The sequence below is a fragment of the Phycisphaerae bacterium genome (genome assembly GCA_024102815.1).
GTDB lineage: Bacteria > Planctomycetota > Phycisphaerae > UBA1845 > UBA1845 > JAGFJJ01.
This window is the reverse complement of the sequence record JAGFJJ010000048.1, coordinates 269,722-285,716: the sequence shown is the minus strand read 5'-3', so window position 1 is coordinate 285,716 and position 15,995 is coordinate 269,722. Positions and strand designations below refer to the sequence as shown.

Annotated in this window: 14 protein-coding genes; 9 read left to right on the top strand and 5 right to left on the bottom strand. The window is 65.5% G+C overall.

All coding sequences use genetic code 11. The annotated features are described in order from the left end of the window. Positions 1-106: 106 nt before the first annotated feature. The 3 genes from J5J06_12220 to J5J06_12210 all read right to left on the bottom strand — a co-directional run bounded on the left by J5J06_12220 (position 107) and on the right by J5J06_12210 (position 4,090). Positions 107-1,252 carry a hypothetical protein gene (locus tag J5J06_12220; GenBank protein ID MCO6437848.1) on the bottom strand — a complete coding sequence of 382 codons (1,146 nt, stop codon included), beginning with the start codon at positions 1,250-1,252 and terminating at the stop codon, positions 107-109. Between the two features lie 65 nt (positions 1,253-1,317). Then, positions 1,318-2,637, bottom strand: a complete 1,320-nt coding sequence (locus J5J06_12215) for a DUF935 family protein (protein MCO6437847.1) — start codon at positions 2,635-2,637, stop codon at positions 1,318-1,320. A gap of 88 nt (positions 2,638-2,725) precedes the next feature. Continuing rightward, positions 2,726-4,090 carry a terminase family protein gene (locus J5J06_12210; protein MCO6437846.1) on the bottom strand — a complete coding sequence of 455 codons (1,365 nt, stop codon included), beginning with the start codon at positions 4,088-4,090 and terminating at the stop codon, positions 2,726-2,728. Positions 4,091-4,645: 555 nt separating this feature from the next. On the opposite strand from J5J06_12210, the gene J5J06_12205 reads away from it, so the two are divergent. The 4 genes from J5J06_12205 to J5J06_12190 all read left to right on the top strand — a co-directional run bounded on the left by J5J06_12205 (position 4,646) and on the right by J5J06_12190 (position 8,794). Then, entirely contained in the window at positions 4,646-5,287 is a 642-nt protein-coding gene (locus J5J06_12205) for a hypothetical protein (GenBank protein ID MCO6437845.1), read from the top strand. 484 nt (positions 5,288-5,771) lie between these two features. Next, positions 5,772-6,950, top strand: a complete 1,179-nt coding sequence (locus J5J06_12200; protein MCO6437844.1) for a Re/Si-specific NAD(P)(+) transhydrogenase subunit alpha — start codon at positions 5,772-5,774, stop codon at positions 6,948-6,950. 86 nt (positions 6,951-7,036) lie between these two features. Then, the gene (locus tag J5J06_12195) at positions 7,037-7,315 is read left to right on the top strand and encodes an NAD(P) transhydrogenase subunit alpha (GenBank protein ID MCO6437843.1); all 279 of its coding nucleotides are present in this window, start codon (positions 7,037-7,039) and stop codon (positions 7,313-7,315) included. 3 nt (positions 7,316-7,318) lie between these two features. Then, positions 7,319-8,794 carry an NAD(P)(+) transhydrogenase (Re/Si-specific) subunit beta gene (locus tag J5J06_12190; protein MCO6437842.1) on the top strand — a complete coding sequence of 492 codons (1,476 nt, stop codon included), beginning with the start codon at positions 7,319-7,321 and terminating at the stop codon, positions 8,792-8,794. Between the two features lie 80 nt (positions 8,795-8,874). On the opposite strand, the gene J5J06_12185 is transcribed toward J5J06_12190, so the two are convergent. Further along, positions 8,875-9,696, bottom strand: coding sequence for an inositol monophosphatase (locus tag J5J06_12185; GenBank protein MCO6437841.1), 822 nt, complete (start codon positions 9,694-9,696; stop codon positions 8,875-8,877). Between the two features lie 66 nt (positions 9,697-9,762). Here J5J06_12185 and J5J06_12180 point away from each other — a divergent pair, with 66 nt between their 5' ends. Further along, a complete protein-coding gene (locus J5J06_12180) occupies positions 9,763-10,752 on the top strand; it encodes a hypothetical protein (protein MCO6437840.1) in 990 nt (329 codons plus the stop codon). Positions 10,753-10,759: 7 nt separating this feature from the next. Continuing rightward, positions 10,760-11,128 (top strand): DUF971 domain-containing protein, encoded by a 369-nt coding sequence (locus tag J5J06_12175; protein ID MCO6437839.1) that lies wholly within the window; start codon positions 10,760-10,762, stop codon positions 11,126-11,128. 6 nt (positions 11,129-11,134) lie between these two features. Here the strand turns inward: J5J06_12175 and J5J06_12170 are convergent, their stop codons facing one another. Next, complete coding sequence (locus tag J5J06_12170; protein MCO6437838.1) at positions 11,135-12,928, bottom strand: hypothetical protein; 1,794 nt, start codon at positions 12,926-12,928, stop codon at positions 11,135-11,137. 129 nt (positions 12,929-13,057) lie between these two features. Here J5J06_12170 and J5J06_12165 point away from each other — a divergent pair, with 129 nt between their 5' ends. The 3 genes from J5J06_12165 (at position 13,058) to J5J06_12155 (ending at position 15,990) form a co-directional block, all read left to right on the top strand. Next, positions 13,058-13,504, top strand: a complete 447-nt coding sequence (locus J5J06_12165; protein MCO6437837.1) for a GNAT family N-acetyltransferase — start codon at positions 13,058-13,060, stop codon at positions 13,502-13,504. A 117-nt stretch (positions 13,505-13,621) separates the two neighbouring features. Beyond that, positions 13,622-15,511: a HEAT repeat domain-containing protein gene (locus J5J06_12160; protein MCO6437836.1), complete on the top strand. Its 1,890-nt coding sequence runs from the start codon at positions 13,622-13,624 to the stop codon at positions 15,509-15,511. Beyond that, positions 15,508-15,990 (top strand): hypothetical protein, encoded by a 483-nt coding sequence (locus tag J5J06_12155; protein ID MCO6437835.1) that lies wholly within the window; start codon positions 15,508-15,510, stop codon positions 15,988-15,990. The genes J5J06_12160 and J5J06_12155 overlap by 4 nt, the downstream gene beginning before the upstream one ends. Positions 15,991-15,995 lie beyond the last annotated feature (5 nt).

Sequence of the window (15,995 nt, the reverse complement as noted above, 5' to 3'; positions counted from 1 at the left end):
TCCTGTTTCCGCCAATGTCATTCATCGCTCGGCATGGTGTTCTCGCAAGGGCATGGCGGCGCTACGTCCGGCTTCGCCGGACGCGCTTGGCCATGCCACCCGACCACTAACGAGACGGCAGGGTTTCGCGCAGGGCGTCGGCGACGAAGGCTTCCTCGCAGGTGATCCGGGCGAGCGCCGGGCAGGCGCGAAACTCCGAGGTTGCCCGTCGGGCGACGGCATGGCGGCGCGATGTGTGCGCGTCCTCGTTGGCCGGGGGCCGAATTCGTCCCGGCACAACGACGACCGGGGCGGTACGCAGCCACTCGTCGAAGAGTCCCTCTTCCTTGGCGACCAGTGCCTCCGCCCAGGCGCGCTGGGCTTCGACCAGCTTTCCGGCGCAGATGGCCTCACCGACGCGGCGGCGGACGTGCTCGCGGCGGGTGCGCTCGTCGAGGAAGGCCAGTCGCCGGCCGGCCGCAGCGAGCACGTCATGGGCGGGCGTGGACTCGGGCAGTTGGAGCATGGCGCAAAGACGGGCGAATGATGTCCGAGAGTCGGTGCCGGATTCATCGCCGTCGAGTTCGTCGGGGCTGTTGGTATCAGTCTCTTCGTCGTCGGGTGTTTCCGTGCGATCGGGGTCGAGCGCGTCATCGCGCGGAATGATCCTGCCGGGGGGCTCCTCCATGGCGCAGACTTGTGCCAATGCGTTGTCACTGTTTCCGGCGTCGCCATCCCGGTTGACGATGGGCTGCATGCCGATGATGGCCGGCTTGTTGGTGAGCGCCGCGGAGTGCAGGGCGACGAGGCGTCGATCCGCGCGGCGGATGATGGCCACGGGCGAGAGGTAACGGTACTGGCGGTCGGCGATGAGGCGCCGGGCGGCCTCGGTCCATTCGATCTCGGCGAAGATGCCCAGCGCGGGTTCAGCATCGAGGTTCTTGATCCAGCCCGCGGCCGGGGCCTGTCCGGAGGGCGAGGCGTACGCGCCGCCGAGCGTCTGGTGCTCGTAGTCGATGGGCAGGTCGGTGCCGTGATCGCGGAAGGCGGTCACGGTGAGGTCGGCCGCCTGGTCGTCGACGAGGAAGTTGCCGTTGGTGCTTTCGACTTCGCCCCAGGGGGCGAGCAGGACGCGGCGGGGAAGCGTGTCGCCGCCGATGTCGGCGGAGCGCATCACGCCGCGAAGGAGCGTTGCATCGCAGAGGCAGGCGGACTGGGTCATCGGTAGAGACTCCGTCAGGTTGGTCCAGGAGTTTGTTGGCGTCGGGGTCATCGGCTTGGTTCCTCCACAAGTAAGAACGCGCCAGGGCGCGCGCTCGGACGGGTGCTTCGGCGCGATCATGAGGTCGCGGACGCGGTTTGCGGGGCGGTCATCGCGGTTTTCGGGGCTCCGGCACCGCGAAGTGCCATGTTCTTGTCACTTGTGAGGGGCAGACCGAGGACGTCCTGGGCCCAGTCCTCGGGGACGCGGACACCCAGGCGGTTGACGGCCGTGTCGAGAATCTGCACGAGTTCGGCGGCGCTGCCGACGGTGCGCGTGCGGCGGCGGAAGTGGGGGACGGGGGCGTCGGGTCCGAAGCGGAAGAGCGTCATGGGGCGGAGGATGTCGCGGCGGATGGTGCGGCCCTCGCGGCGGATGTCGTCAAAGAGCAGATCGCGGCGCACGTCGTCGTGAACCTGGCTGGCGGCGATCGAGCCGCTTTGGCCGGAGATGTCCGTGGTGAGCGTCTGGCCCAGCCAGGCCTTGCTCATTTCGCGGTTGATGAACTCGATGAGGCGCTGGTAGGGGGCGCCGGCGCTGCCGCGAGCGGTCTCGACGAACTGGAGTTCGACGGCGCGGCTGAAGATGCCCGCGGCCGCGCTGCCCAGCGATTCGAGCATGTTGAGCAAGTCGCGTTTCTCCTCGGCGGTGGTGCCGGGGTCGTAGCGGGCGATGCGCACGGGCATGCCGAAGAGCTCGGCGAAGGTGAGCCAGTCCTTCAGTGCCAGGTTCTTGGCGAGGTAGAGCATGGCCGTGACGCGGAGCAGTCCGCCGCGCTGGGGGTGTCCGCAGACGCAGTGGGGGCTGTGGACGATGAACTTGAGCGGCGGCGGTTCGATGCCGTCGCGCGGTTCGTCTTCGGTGAGGATGCGAAGGCGATTGAGGTGGTCGAAGGCGAGGCGGGTGAAGTCGACGGGGACGAAATCCACGGGGCGGAATTCGCCGCCGGCGGTGTCCCAGATGATCTCGGCGACGGCGAGGTTGCGTCCCATGGCCAGGGAAAGGTGCTGGAGGATCTCGTCGAACGCGTCGACGGCGCGGAGAACGGAGCGACAGTAATCGGCGGCTTCGTCGGCCGCGGCGCGATCGACGGAGTCGTCGAACTCGGCGGCGCTGACCACGCGCCATTCGAGTCCCGTCAGCGCCAGACGCCGCGTGTTGGCCACGCAGTAGAGGTGGGCGTCTTTTTCCTCCATTTCCTCGAAGAGCTGCATGGGACCGGCGAGGGAGCCGTCGTCGGCCTCGGCGAGGACGGCCAGGAGTCGCGCGGGGGTCAGTCCGGCGGAGATGTAATCGCGCTGTGCGTCCTCGGGACGGGGGAGGAGGAGCCGGCCGGATTTGGGTCGTGGAGCGGTGAGGCTCTTCATTGCACGCATCAACCAGGATGTGACGGACATGGATGGTCTCCGAGGATTTGCTTTGCCGGTTGTCGGTTGCATTGGCCAACGTCGAAGAAGAGGTGCGTCAGGGGACGCACCCTACAGATCACCATGCTCCATCGCGGGCGAAGGGGGTTGTGGCGCTGACGGCGCCTTCCGGGGGTCCGGTGGAGAGTGCCGCGGCGTGGACGGCCAACGCGGCCGCCCAGAAGCGGTCGGCGTGACTTCCTTCGCTTCGTTTGGCGTCGAGTCGAAAGTGCCCGCCGGCGGTAACGGTCCGCTCGACGGAGTGCCAGTCATTGCGGATGCGTTCGTCGGCGGGAATGCGGATGCGGGCGTTTTCCACGGCGATGCGCAGTCCGGCGGCGATCTGCGACTTCAATCCGGGAGTGAACGTTACGGTTTCCACGCGGTGGCGGCCGAAGCGATCGGCGGCGTCTTCGGCGAGCTGCATGCCCAGTCCGCCGGCGTCGATGGCGCAGCGGCGCACGCGACGGATGGAGAGAATTTCGGAGAGCAAGGCCGACTGGGCGCGGAAGGGTGCGGCAGAAAGTTCAAAGAGGGCGACGGTGGCGAGCGTATCGTGGAGGTCGCTTTCGCTCCGTGCGATTCGTGGCTGCGGTGATCGGGCCAGGACCCACAGAACGGTCAGGTCGCGCTTGCGGCCGACGTCCACGCCGACGAATAGTTCGCGGGGATCGTCGAATAGCGAGGAAGGGGAATCGGCGAGCGAGAGATGGTCGTCGACACAGGCGGCGATCTGGTCGTAGGTGAGGAAGGCCGTGGCTTCGTCAACGAATTCGCAGAGGAACTCCTGGCGGAAGAGAAGGTCGTCGTCCATGGCCTGGCGCATCTGTTCGGGATCGGCGTCGAGTCCGGCGGCGACGGCCTGCGGGAGGGTGACGGTGCTGGTGGAGAAGCGGGGATTCTCGCGGAGGCGGTAGAAGAGATTGCCGCGCCCCTTGGGCGTGGAGGCGATGTCCAGTTCGCCGCCGCCGCGGAGGAGCGAGGGGAAGATGGAGGCCCAGATTTCGCGATCGTGGGCGTGCATGGCGAACTCGTCGAGGAGGACGTCGCCGGTGTAGCCGCGGGCGGTGTGGGGGTTGGCGGGCAGGCCGATGACGCGTACGCCACCGGGAAGCGTGATTTCCATCTGCCGGATCCGCAGATCGCGGAACCAGGCGCGGTCGTGGAAGTCAGCGACGATTTTGAGCGCCTGGCAGTGTTGTCGGGCTTTGAGCATGAGTTCGCGGCTCTGGCGCTCACCGGCGGAGAGGAAGATCTGATTCCGGCGGCGCGTCAGTCCGCGCAAGATGCGTCGCAGGGATTTGGTAAAACTTTTGCCAGTCTGGCGCGCCCAGCAGTTCCAGCGGAAGCGGGCATGGGATTCGATGTCGGCGCGCTGGTAGTCCAGGAGAGGAATGATAGGCCGGGGACGAGCGGGTTCGGGAGGTGGTGTGGGATGAGCCATCGGCACACGAGGGGTAGTGGTGGGCGACCGGGCGCGTCGGTCGCGGGCACCGGCCGATGGTCTGGGGCGTTCCACTCGTCCCCGGCCGGTGGGTCCTGTCATAGGTAATAACGCGCATGGGCGCTCAGTCGAATGTGCGCGCAAAGTGAGCGCCCCCGATTTTTGGGGAAAAATCCTCCCTGTTTTCGCGCAGATCATGGGAAAAAGGCTACTGGATGGAGCTTTGGGGAATTTGGCTAACGGCGATATGAAGCGATTGTCCAGGATTGGATTGGTATTGGAGAAGGTGGAGGCGGTGGCAAGGGCGAGCGTCTTTCTGAGGGAGAACCCCGAATGTTGAGGAAATTAACGACTAATGTCATGATGTTGGCACTTCTCTTGCCAGCGACGGGATGTATTGTTTTTCCCGGCAGGCACGGTGCGAGCCCCCGGGTATGGGCCGAGGGAAGTGAAGTGCTGACGTTTCCCAGGGAGGGGGTTTCGGGCGTCGACGTACAAACGCATAATGGCTCGATTCATGCGGATGCATTGGCCGATAGTGAGCCAATGTTGAGGGTGCGCGTTAACAGACGCGCGGGCGGCGCGTCCCAGGAGGAGGCCGAGTCGAATCTGGCGGCGATGGAGATCGTCAGCAAACGGACGGCGGAGGGCGTTGTTCGGGTGGCCTGGCGGTGGCGGGATATGCGGAATTCGTACCGACACGCCCGGGTCGATTATGAAGTTGAGATGCCTCCCGAGCTGCCGTTCAAGGGCGAAACGCATAATGGGTCCGTGTTGTTGCGTGGCGTTGGAGGGGACGTGGCTGTCTTGACGCACAATGGAGGCGTCGCGATTGCGGACCATGGTGGCGGGCGGGTTTCAGCCCGGACGCACAACGGCTCCGTGGAAGTCCGGACTTCGGCACGGGACGTTGACCTGGAGACGCATAACGGGCGCGTGGGCGTGGAGCTGACCGGCGCGGGTCCGGTTGACGGCAAAGTGGTCTCGCACAACGGACGAGTGCGGGTCGAGACCGCTCTGGAGCGGACGTTCCGGCTGTCGGCGTCGACGGATAACGGCGGTGTCACAGTGGGCGTACCGCTTTCGAAGCTGGAGGCTCGAGAGAGTCGCGTGCAGGGGCAGTTTGGCGACGGCGAGGGCATGCTGCTGCTGCGAACGCACAATGGTTCGATACGGGTCGAGGCGCTTACGGAGTAAAAATCTGTAAATGCGCGATACACTTGACCTTGTTTGGCGTCTAAAGAGTAGAAGAAGTGTAGAAGACTAACGGAGCCTCTGCGGGCGGAACCATCGGGCTGAGAAGCGACGATACGCTCCGACGCGTCCGCGAGGCGACGACAACGAACCTTACCTCCCCCCCAGCGGAAGAACCCGCGGGCTTCGGCCCACGGGTTCTTTCGTTTTTTGCGTCCCGGCCGCGCTGTCGAGCCGTTTCGTGGACCTCGATGGCGATCCTGATAGAGTACCGGCAGTGCGCGGTCAGAGAGAAAGCGGGCACGGGCGCCCGAAATCGATCAAATCTGAGCGGCTGACGGCATTCCCGGGTGGGAATGGAACGGCGCGTGCATGCTGTTCTCGCCCGTAGGCGGTGCGAGCGCGGTCGCCTGTCCGGCGGCACGGGACGTTGAAACCGGGGCGGTCCATCGACGCCGGCCGGGAAAATCAATCGGGAACGGTGACCATGAAGATTGGTGTGGTGAAGGAGTCTTTTCCCGGCGAGCGGCGGGTGGCGCTGACGCCCGATGCCGTGGGGATGCTGGGCAAGGCCAAGCACGAGGTGTTGATCGAGTCCGGAGCGGGGGTGTCGGCGGGGTACGCCGACACCGCGTACAGCGACAAGGGCGCCAAGGTTCTCTCCGGCCGCGGCGAGGTCTTTGCCCAAGCGGACATGATTCTGCAGGTGCGCGGCTACGGCTCGAACATCGAGCAGGGTCGGGCGGATCTGGACCTGATGAAGGCCGGTCAGCTCGTCGCGGCGATGTTCGACCCGCTGGGCGAGCCGCAGAAGGTGAAGGAGCTTGCCGAGCGCAAGGTGATGGCCTTCTCGCTGGAGCTGATGCCGCGCATCACGCGGGCGCAGAGCATGGACGTGTTGTCGTCGATGGCGACGATCGCGGGGTACAAGGCCGTGCTGATGGCGGCGGACAACGCTCCGCGGATGTTCCCGATGTTCATGACCGCGGCGGGGACGATCACGCCGGCGAAGGTGCTGATTGTCGGTGCGGGCGTGGCGGGCCTGCAGGCGATTTCGACGGCGCGGCGCCTGGGCGCGGTGGTCCATGCCTACGACGTTCGTCCGGCGGTGAAGGAGCAGATCGAGAGCCTGGGGGCGAAGTTCGTGGAGCTCCCGCTGGAGACGGGCGGGGCGGAGGACAAGGGCGGGTACGCCAAGGACATGGGCGAGGAGTTCCTGCGGAAACAGCGGGAGCTGCTGTCGCGCGTGGTGGGCGAGAGCCACGTCGTGATTACGACGGCGGCGATCCCGGGGAAGAAGTCTCCGGTGATTGTCACGGCCGACATGGTCAAGGGCATGCAGTCCGGATCGGTGATCGTCGATCTGGCGGCGGAGCGCGGGGGCAACTGCGAGTTGACCAAGCTCGATGAGCGGGTGGAGGTGAACGGCGTGACGATCTTCGGTCCGTCGAACCTCTCGAGCACGATTCCATTCCATGCGAGCCAGATGTTCGCCCGCAACCTGGTGACGTTCTGCAAGGAGCTCACCAACAAGGAAGGTGCGCTGGTGCTCAACATGGAGAACGAGGTTCACAAGGAGACGATGCTGACGCGGGATGGAGAGGTCGTGCATCCGCGTATACGGGAATTGCTGGGCATGCCGGCGAGCCCGGCGGCAGGGGGCTGAGATGGTGAAGGCGTGCGAACCGCATGCCCAACACGAATAACTGAATCCGCGCGGAGCGGGCCGCGCGTAGTGGAGAGGACATTGCCGTGGACTTCATGCTGCTTCTGACCGTGTTCGTGCTTGCGGTGTTTCTCGGGTTCGAGATTATCACCAAGGTTCCGCCGACGTTGCACACGCCGCTGATGTCAGGATCGAATGCCATATCGGGAATTACGGTGGTGGGAGCGCTGGTGGCGGCCGGGACGGGCGAAGGCTTCTGGGTGAAGCTGATCGGTTTTGTTGCCATCGTTCTGGCCATGACCAACGTCGTGGGCGGTTTTCTGGTGTCGCACCGCATGCTTATGATGTTCCGCAGGAAAGGCTAAGCCGTGGATCCATCGACTCTGAAGATTCTTCAGAATCTTACGTACCTGGTTGCTTCGGCGCTGTTCATTTTCGGCCTGAAGGGGCTTTCGCATCCGCGCAAGGCCGTGCGCGGCAACATGCTGGGATCGATCGGCATGCTGCTGGCTATCCTCGCCACGCTCGTCGGCGAGCACATTCTCTCATGGGGATGGGTGCTGGCGGGGCTGGTGGTGGGCTCGGGGTTCGGCGTGTTCCTGGCGGTAACGGTGCCCATGACGGGCATGCCGCAGATGGTGGGCGTACTGAACGGCTTCGGCGGCGGCGCTTCGTTCCTGGTGGCGGGAGCGGAGCTGGCGATGGTCATTGCGCGAAGTGCGCCGGCGACGGGAGAGGCCGCGGCACACGTCGCCGAGGGAAGCCACGCCAGTTCGCTGCAATTCCTGATCGCCACGGCGCTATCGGGGCTCATCGGATCGGTTACGCTGTTTGGCAGTTTCGTTGCCGCGGGGAAGCTGCAGGAACTGCACATCACCATCGGCGGGAAGAAGTACTGGCTGAGCAATTCGATCCTGCTGCCGGGGCGTAACGGGATCAACGCGCTCGTGTTCCTGGCATGCCTGGCGTTGTGCGTGGCGGTGGTCGGGAATCCGGGGACGATGGTCTGGTACGTGCTGCTGGTGATCGTGGCGGCCGTGCTGGGCGTGCTGATCACGATTCCAATCGGCGGGGCGGACATGCCCGTGGTGATCGCGCTGCTCAACTCGTACTCGGGTCTGGCGGCGGCGGCGACGGGATTCGTCATCAACAACAACGTGCTGATCATCGCCGGATCGCTGGTGGGCGCTTCGGGTCTGATCCTGACGGCGATCATGTGCAAGGCGATGAACCGTTCGCTGGCGAACGTCATGTTCGCGACGATGGGTCCGCAGGCCGGTGCGCCGAGCGCGGACGATGTTTACGCGGGCAAGATCAAGTCGGTGAGCGCGGACGAGATCGCCATGATGCTGGACGGGGCCCAGCGGGTGGTCATCGTGCCGGGGTATGGTCTGGCGGTGTCGCAGGCGCAGCACGCGGTGCGGGACTTCGCGAACCTGCTGGAGTCGCGCGGGACGACGGTGGAATACGCGATTCATCCCGTGGCGGGGCGCATGCCGGGCCACATGAACGTGTTGCTGGCCGAGGCCGATGTGCCGTACGAGAAGCTCCTGGAGATGGATGCGATCAACCCCACGCTGGAGACGGTGGACGTGGGCATCGTGGTGGGGGCGAACGACGTGGTGAATCCGGTGGCGCGGACGGACCCGAACTCGCCGATCGCGGGCATGCCCATCATCGACATCGACAAGTGCCGGTCGGTCATCGTCATCAAGCGGTCGCTGTCGCCGGGGTTCGCGGGTATTCCCAACCCGCTGTTTGCCAATCCCAACACGTCGATGTTCTTCAACGACGGCAAGAAAGCGTTCATGGAGATCATCAGCGCCCTGAAGGAAAACGCGTAGGACGAAACCCAGGGGCGTTTCACGCTGTGCTGCACTGCCCAAGCGCAGTGGCACAGCGGAAGTGGTTCGCGCGGCGGATCCTACGTCGGGCGGGGGATGGTGGGGAGCAGGTGGGCGTGGATCGCCGGCTCGCCGCAAAGGAAGGGAATGTCATTTCGGGGGTGATCGGCGGCAAGGTTGAAGGGGAGCAGGGGCTCGCCGAAGGCACTCGTGACGACGCCCCCGGCTTCAGTCACCAGAAGCATCCCGGCCGCGATATCCCAGATCTTGCATCGCTTTGAGAACGCAGCGGCCATGGAGCCCCGGGCGACGAGCGCCAGGTGAGCGGCCGTCGATCCGGTGTTGCGGAATACGATCCCTTTTGTTTTCAACCATACGTCGAGGACCTGGAGCGTGAGGGGCTCCTTGGTGGACGGGGTGCCCACGAGCATGTCCTCGCCGGGATGGGGTGCGCGGACCTGCATGGGGCGGTCGTTGCACCAGGCACCGCCGCCGCGCGTGGCGCGGTAGAGGTCGCCGAGGGCGTGCTCGGCAACGACACCGATAATGGGTTCGGCGCGGTCGAGCACGGCGATGCAGGTTCCGTAGCAGGGGAAGCCGGTCACGAAGTTGCGCGTTCCGTCGATGGGGTCGAGCACCCAGCAGAAGCGGGCGTCGGAGGGGGAGGGGCCGCGAACACCGCCGGGCAGGTTTTCCTCGCCGAGCACGGCGTGCTCGGGGAACATTTCGTGGATGGCGCGGACGAGTTGTTCCTGCACGAGGTGGTCGGTTTCGGTGACGACGCTCTTGTCGGCCTTGTAGTGGCTGGGGCGCTGTCCGACGTGCTTGCGGATGGTTTTGCCGGCGCCGACGGCGAGCTCGCAGGCTAGGTCCAGCATGGTGGCGATGGGGGGCTGTGACATCGGTGCGATGATAGGCCTTTGTGGTGGGCGAGGCAAAGAAGGCGCGCGGAGGAGGATGGCGTTGCGTTGACGGGTGGGGGCGGCGGCGCGAACATCGAGGGCGTGAGCTCCTCTGTACGAATCGTCGTTGCCGAGCGTTACGATCCCGCCGCGGTGAACCGGCTGCGCGCCGTGGGCGAGGTTGTGGAGCTCAATCGTCCCGATCCGAGTGAACTGAGCGCAAGGGTCGCGGAGGCGGATGCGCTTCTTGTGCGAACGTACACGCGCGTAACGGAGGACTTGATCGCGGCGGCGCCAAAGTTGAAGGTGGTCGGGCGCGGGGGTGTGGGACTGGACAACATCGATCTGACCGCGGCACGTCGGCGCGGGATTGCGGTGGTGTACACGCCGGCCGCGTCAACGGATGCGGTGGCCGATCTGACGATGGGGCTGATACTCAGCCTGGTGCGGAGGATTCCCGAGGTGGATCGGCTGGTCCGCGCGGGACGATTCTCCGACGGGCGATCCTTGCCGTTGGGGCGCGAATTATCCGAGCTATCGCTGGGCATCGTGGGAATGGGGCGGATCGGGCGGGCGGTGGCGCGACGGGCGCATCTTGGTTTCGGCATGGCGATTCTGTACAACGATATTGTCGATGTGGGGGCGCTGGAGTTTCCGGCGCAGGCGTTGTCCAAGGAAGAGCTCTATGCAGGGGCGGCCGTGGTATCGCTGCACGTACCGCTGACGGAACAGACGCGGGGGATGATCGGCGCGGCCGCGCTGGAGCGGTTCCGTCCGGAGGGGCTGCTGATCAACACGGCGCGCGGTCTTCTGGTGGACTCGATGGCGTTGGCGGAGCGTCTGCATGGGGGATTGTTGGGCGGCGCGGGGCTGGACGTCGTCGATCCGGAGCCGCTGCCGGAGGAGCATCCACTGCTGTCGGCGCCGCGAACGGTGCTGACCCCTCATGCCGGGGCGCAGACGCGATCGAGCCAGGTGCGCATGAACGACGTTGTGGATGACGTGATCCGCGTGCTGCGTGGCGAGACGCCAAGGCACGCGGCGCAGGAAGGATAGATTGCCGATGGCGGGCGACGAAACGAAATCATCCTCCGATTCGCCGCGTGGTGAAGGACGGGGTCCGCATGACGCGTCCGTTTCGCCCGCGGATCTCAAGCTGCGCCTGCGCGAGCAGGAACTACTCGTGCAGTGGAAGGATGGCACGACCAGCCGATTCGATCTTGCCGTGTTGCGGAAGAACTGCCCGTGTGCGACGTGCCGGACGGAGCGCGAACAGCGGGATGACAATCCGCTCAAGGTGCTGCGATCCGATCCGACCGACGTGCGCGTGGTCAATGCGAAGCTCGTGGGGCAATACGCCATTCAGTTTGAATGGTCCGACGGGCACGACACGGGGATTTTCGATTTCCGCTACTTGCGGTCGCTAGAATAGAACAAGTCAATTGCGCGCCGGATTGCCGTTGCCGGAGGTCCGGCCGTCGTCGGTTAGCACTTCGACAAGCGTGTCGCTTTGCGGTTTGGTTTCGACCTCGAAGAGGGCGTAGCCGTCGCCGCGTTCGACCGGCTGGTGAATGAGGTAATCGACATAGACCCAGACGCGCTGCTGTGGTTGTAGCGGAATCGCGAAGACGGGGTTGGGCAGCGGACGATCCCCGCTCTTGAGGAGAAAACGGGCGGTTCCGGCCATGGGAGTTACTTCGTACTGGCCCATGATGCGATTGAATCCGGCGTCGGAGGCGCCCGCGACGGATTCGTCGCGCGGCTGCGAAGGCGCCCAGGCACCGGCCTGGAGTACGGGCTTGGGCGGATTCTGGAACGAGCGCGCCTGGTCGCGTGCGTCGGTCCAATCGAGAGGCGGCGCACCCGGTGCCGACCACAAGGTGTACCAGACCCGCGGCGTGGGGCGCGACTCGCCGGGCTCGGGCAGTGCGAGAATCGAAACTGTTTTTTCCAGAGGGTCGCGCTGCTCGATCAGGCGGATATCGCCGGGGTTGTAGACGCGGAGCAGCCCGGCTGAGGTTGCGTCGCCGTTCATCAGGGCGAGCAGCGGAAGCGCCTCGCCGGCGGAGGGCGATGACGTTGAAAGTCGGGTCCGGGCGGCGGCGGATTCCGCCAGTGTCCAGATGAGTCCCGCGCGGCCTGTTGCCTGGGGAGAGAGTTCCGTGGTCACGAAGACGCGGCCGGAGCGGTAGATCACGGTTCGCCAGCGAGCAGGGAGGGCACTGGAATCTCCCGGCGCCGGGATTCGCCACTCGCTGTCCACGACGATGCGCAAACGGTTGGCTTCCACGATGCGCTGTGTCGCCTCGACGAAGGCGCGGTCGCGGGCGTTTGATCCAGGCACAGGAAGGCCGGAGGCGTTGAGACGGATCGGCACGGGGGAAAGCGATCCTCGACGAACGAGATTCAGAAGTCGGGACGGGTCGGAGGCGAGGTTGTAGGCTTCGACGATGAGTCCCCCGGAGAATCCGAGGTCGAATCGGCCGTTGGCGCCGATGCGGAAGCGACGTCCGACGCGCTGGGCGTACAGTTGATCTTCCGGACCGTCGGGATCACCCCAGAGAGTCTCGCGGCTGCTGACCAGCAGAATGTCATCGATGTGCAGCACCACGGGGGATGGCCCGGAGTCGCGAAGGGAGAGCCGGATTTCCTGAATATCATCGAGGGGGAGATTTTCGCCGAGTTCGGCGAGGTCAAGGCGGAGAACGTTCCAGCCGGCGTCGAGGGGCACGGCCGTCTCGCTGTACCGCCGGTTGAGACTCGCGCCGGTGCCGATCGCCAGATCGGCGGTCAGTCCCGGTCGTGGCGCTTGAATGCTCATGAGAAGAAGGTCGTAGGCGCGCCAGTCGCGCTTGAGGTACCAGCGATCGGCGTGGGCGTTGCTCAGAACCATGACGTCGTTGGGCGAGCCGGAAGTGAAGGCCAGAGCGCTGCCGCCGGTTTGGGGTCGCCCGCCGTTGGGGTCGAGCGTGCATCGTCCTGATGGGGAGACACTGACGACCTGAACCAATTCCATGTGCACGGGATCCTCGAAATCGGCGATAACAGCGAAGCGGCCACTCTCGAGTTCCGGGTAGGTGCGGACCAGGCGATCGGTCAGGGTCAAGGCCGGGGTCGACGCCGCGTTCCCGGTGTCACCGGTCTGGCATCCGAGGACGATGGCGCACAGCGCCGCGGCGGCGGCGAGGCAACCGGTCTCCAGGTAGCGACGAGCGGATGGGTCGGTTCTCATGGCGCGTCACCGTAGCGCCAGCGACGCGGATTGGCAACGCCGGTGATCCGGGGTCAGCGAGGCTATTGCAGCGCCAGTCCGCGCGGTACGATAGAGAAGTTGCGGGGGTCTGGCAGGAGTTCGAAGAACATGGCGGACGCGACCATCGTGCCTGTGGGAATGGGTGAGCTGACCCTGATTGCCGATCTTTACAATCAGGTGATGAGTCCAGCGCGAGATGAATCATTCTTCAAGCGACGGTTCCAGGGGCGGTACAACGTCAACCTGATGGTGGCGATGGTTGAAAAACGTCATGCTGGCTTCATTGTCGGATTCGAGCTCATGCCCTCGACCTATTTCACCTGGCTGGTGGGCGTGTTGCCGGATTTCCGCCGGGCGGGAATCGGGACGCAGCTCAGCCAGGCGCAGTCAGCCTGGGCCCGCGAACACCAGTACGGCATTCTGCGGTTTGAGTGTCTGAACCAGCATCGACCCATGCTGCACCTAGCGATCTCCGAGGGGTTCGACATTATCGGAATCCGCTGGGACACGGCCACGGGCAACAACGTGGTCATCTTCGAGAAAGACCTTCGTTAACCTGAATCCGGATTGGCACGGGAGTGGGCGCCGCTTCCGAGGGGTAATTGCCCTTTTCAGCAGTCTGGGCCACGATTGCCGCAAAGTCGGCCGTCGCGTCAGGCCGATATCTCCTTGATGAGCCTATCCGCTCTTCCGGACACCTGGGGGGTACTTCTTGCCCAGCCAAGCAAGGCCGTCGACGCGGCCATTGCAGAGGTTCTGCCCACACTGGAGGGCATGGAGCAAGCGGCGGCGATTGAAGCGCTGGTCCGACGGGGGAACCGTGAGGCTCTTTCCAGGGCGTTTGAAGCCTTGCCGCGGTTGTCGCGGGATGGTCGGGAGGCGGTTCTTCGGGAGCTGTCGGCCTGGCGGTCCGAGCTGGCGGCGCGGCTGGCATCGGGGGAGAGTGAAGCACGGGTGACGGCGCTGAAGCTGATCGCCGAAGCACGGGCCGCGGATCTCGCCGAGTTGGCGGTACGAGCGCTGGAGCATTCCTGCCCGAAGACCCGGGGGGAAGCGATTCAGACACTCGGCAGGCTGCTGGACGACACCTCGACGGCTCGCGGGCACGACCATTCGACCGAGCGGGTTTCGGCACGTCGCTGCGCGGTGCTGGACGCCCTTCGGCTGGCTCTGCGGCGCTGGTCGATTCATCGACAGAGCGGTGTCATATTCATGGCACTCGGCATCCCCGTCGAAACGATGGACACCATCCGCGACCTCGTCCATCGTCGCCGGGCTCCCATAACCATTGTGCTCCAGAAGTATCTGGAAAGAAGCGACGACGGGCGATTCATTCGCTTCCGGTTGTCGGCCGTAGGCATCGATACGCTGTCGAGCCACGCCATTCGCGGGCTTTCGCGTATCGACGATGAGGTATCATTTCGCGGTTTGCTGGGGGAGATCGACGTGCTCGGCGATGAGGCGGTGCGCAAGGGGGTGCGCCGGCTCCGGCGCCTACCGTTTCTGACGCAGCGCGTCGAACGTTGGGCGCGATGGGCGGAGGACGAGGTGGCGGCCGGTCTGACGCTGGCGCGGCTGATGGGCCTGTCGCAGTCCGAACGGTTGACGATCTACTCGACGGTTCTCGACGAGGGCGATCCCGCGCTGCGTGATTCGTTGCTGAACGCGTTGCGGTGCGAGCGCGGACCGGAAGCGGAGGCGCTGCTGCGGCGCATTTCGCTGCGTGATCGCGGCGCGGTCGGCGCGGAGGCGATTCGGGAATGGCGGCGACGGACGGTGGGTACGCATGCGACGGAGAGTCCGTCGCCGGACGGAAGTGATCCGCTGGGCGCGGCGATCAGGCGGCTGATTCACGACGTGGGCGCATCGCCGAATCCCACCCGGGAAGAGCGGGACGTGCTCCGCGTGCGCTGGTCGGATTCTCTCCGCCTGCTGCGGGCGAGGCTGGCCGGGCTCGACCCGGAGGTGCGCCGGCGAGCGCTGATCGTGGCCCGCGAGATGGGCGCGGCCGAGGCGCTGCGGGATGTCGTATACCGGATGTGCCACGACGGTGACACCGCGGTCCGCGCGGCCGCCGTGGGAATGCTCGCGGACCTTTCCGATCCGACAGCGACTCGGATCGTGCGTTCGGCGCTGACCGATCCCGACGCACGGGTTCGGGCGGCAGCGGTCGAGGCAGCGGAGCGATCCGATCGCAGCGAGGCACGGGGGCTGGTTGCGGATCGTCTGGGGGACGAGAGCCGGCGCGTGCGAGCCAATGCCATCAAGGCGCTCTTGCCGGGAGCGTCGGCGCGCGCGGCCGCGGAACTGATCGACATGCTCTTGCACCCGTCGCCGGGCTGGCGGCGAAGCGGGTTGTGGGTCGTGGGTCGCCTGGGCCTGCAGTCGCAGCGGGGCCGATTGGGGCAACTTGCGCAGTCGGACGAGGATCCGGCGGTACGCCGGTCGGCGGGCGACATTCTGGAGCGGTGGCAGGCGATGGGGACATCGCAGGGCGAATTTTCAAAGAGCGGGGAAGCGGCGAGCGCGTCGATGGTGACGATGGAGAAGGCGCGATCATGAGCACCTGGGCTCTTGCAAGGTTCGTAGGAGGCCTTCCGCCGCTGGTTCGCGGAGCCCATGAGCGTTTCGAGCGGGGAGGCTCGCTGCGGGAAGCCCTGTTGGTGCTGCTGACCATCGCGGCATTCGTGGCGTTCACCATGATCGCCGGCGTACTGATGGCTCGTCGCGCCCGGCAGCGCAAAGAGGGGAAGGCGTGGCAGGTTTTTGGGGAGGCGTTGGAGAATCTGAAGTTGTCGGCCGGTCAGCGCCGGTTCCTGCGGGAACTGGCGGAGCATCCGCGGATGGACAATCCCAATGTTCTGCTGCTGTCGCAATCGGTTTTCGAGCGGCGGGTGCAGGAATTCGCCCAGCAGCTTCCCGAAAAGAAAGGGAAAAAGGAGTTCGACGAGGAGCTGAGGCGCTCGACGCTGCTGCTCGGAACGCAGTTGCGCGAGGTGCTCTTCCGCCGGACACCGCATTCCTTCGGTTCGCGGATATGAACCCA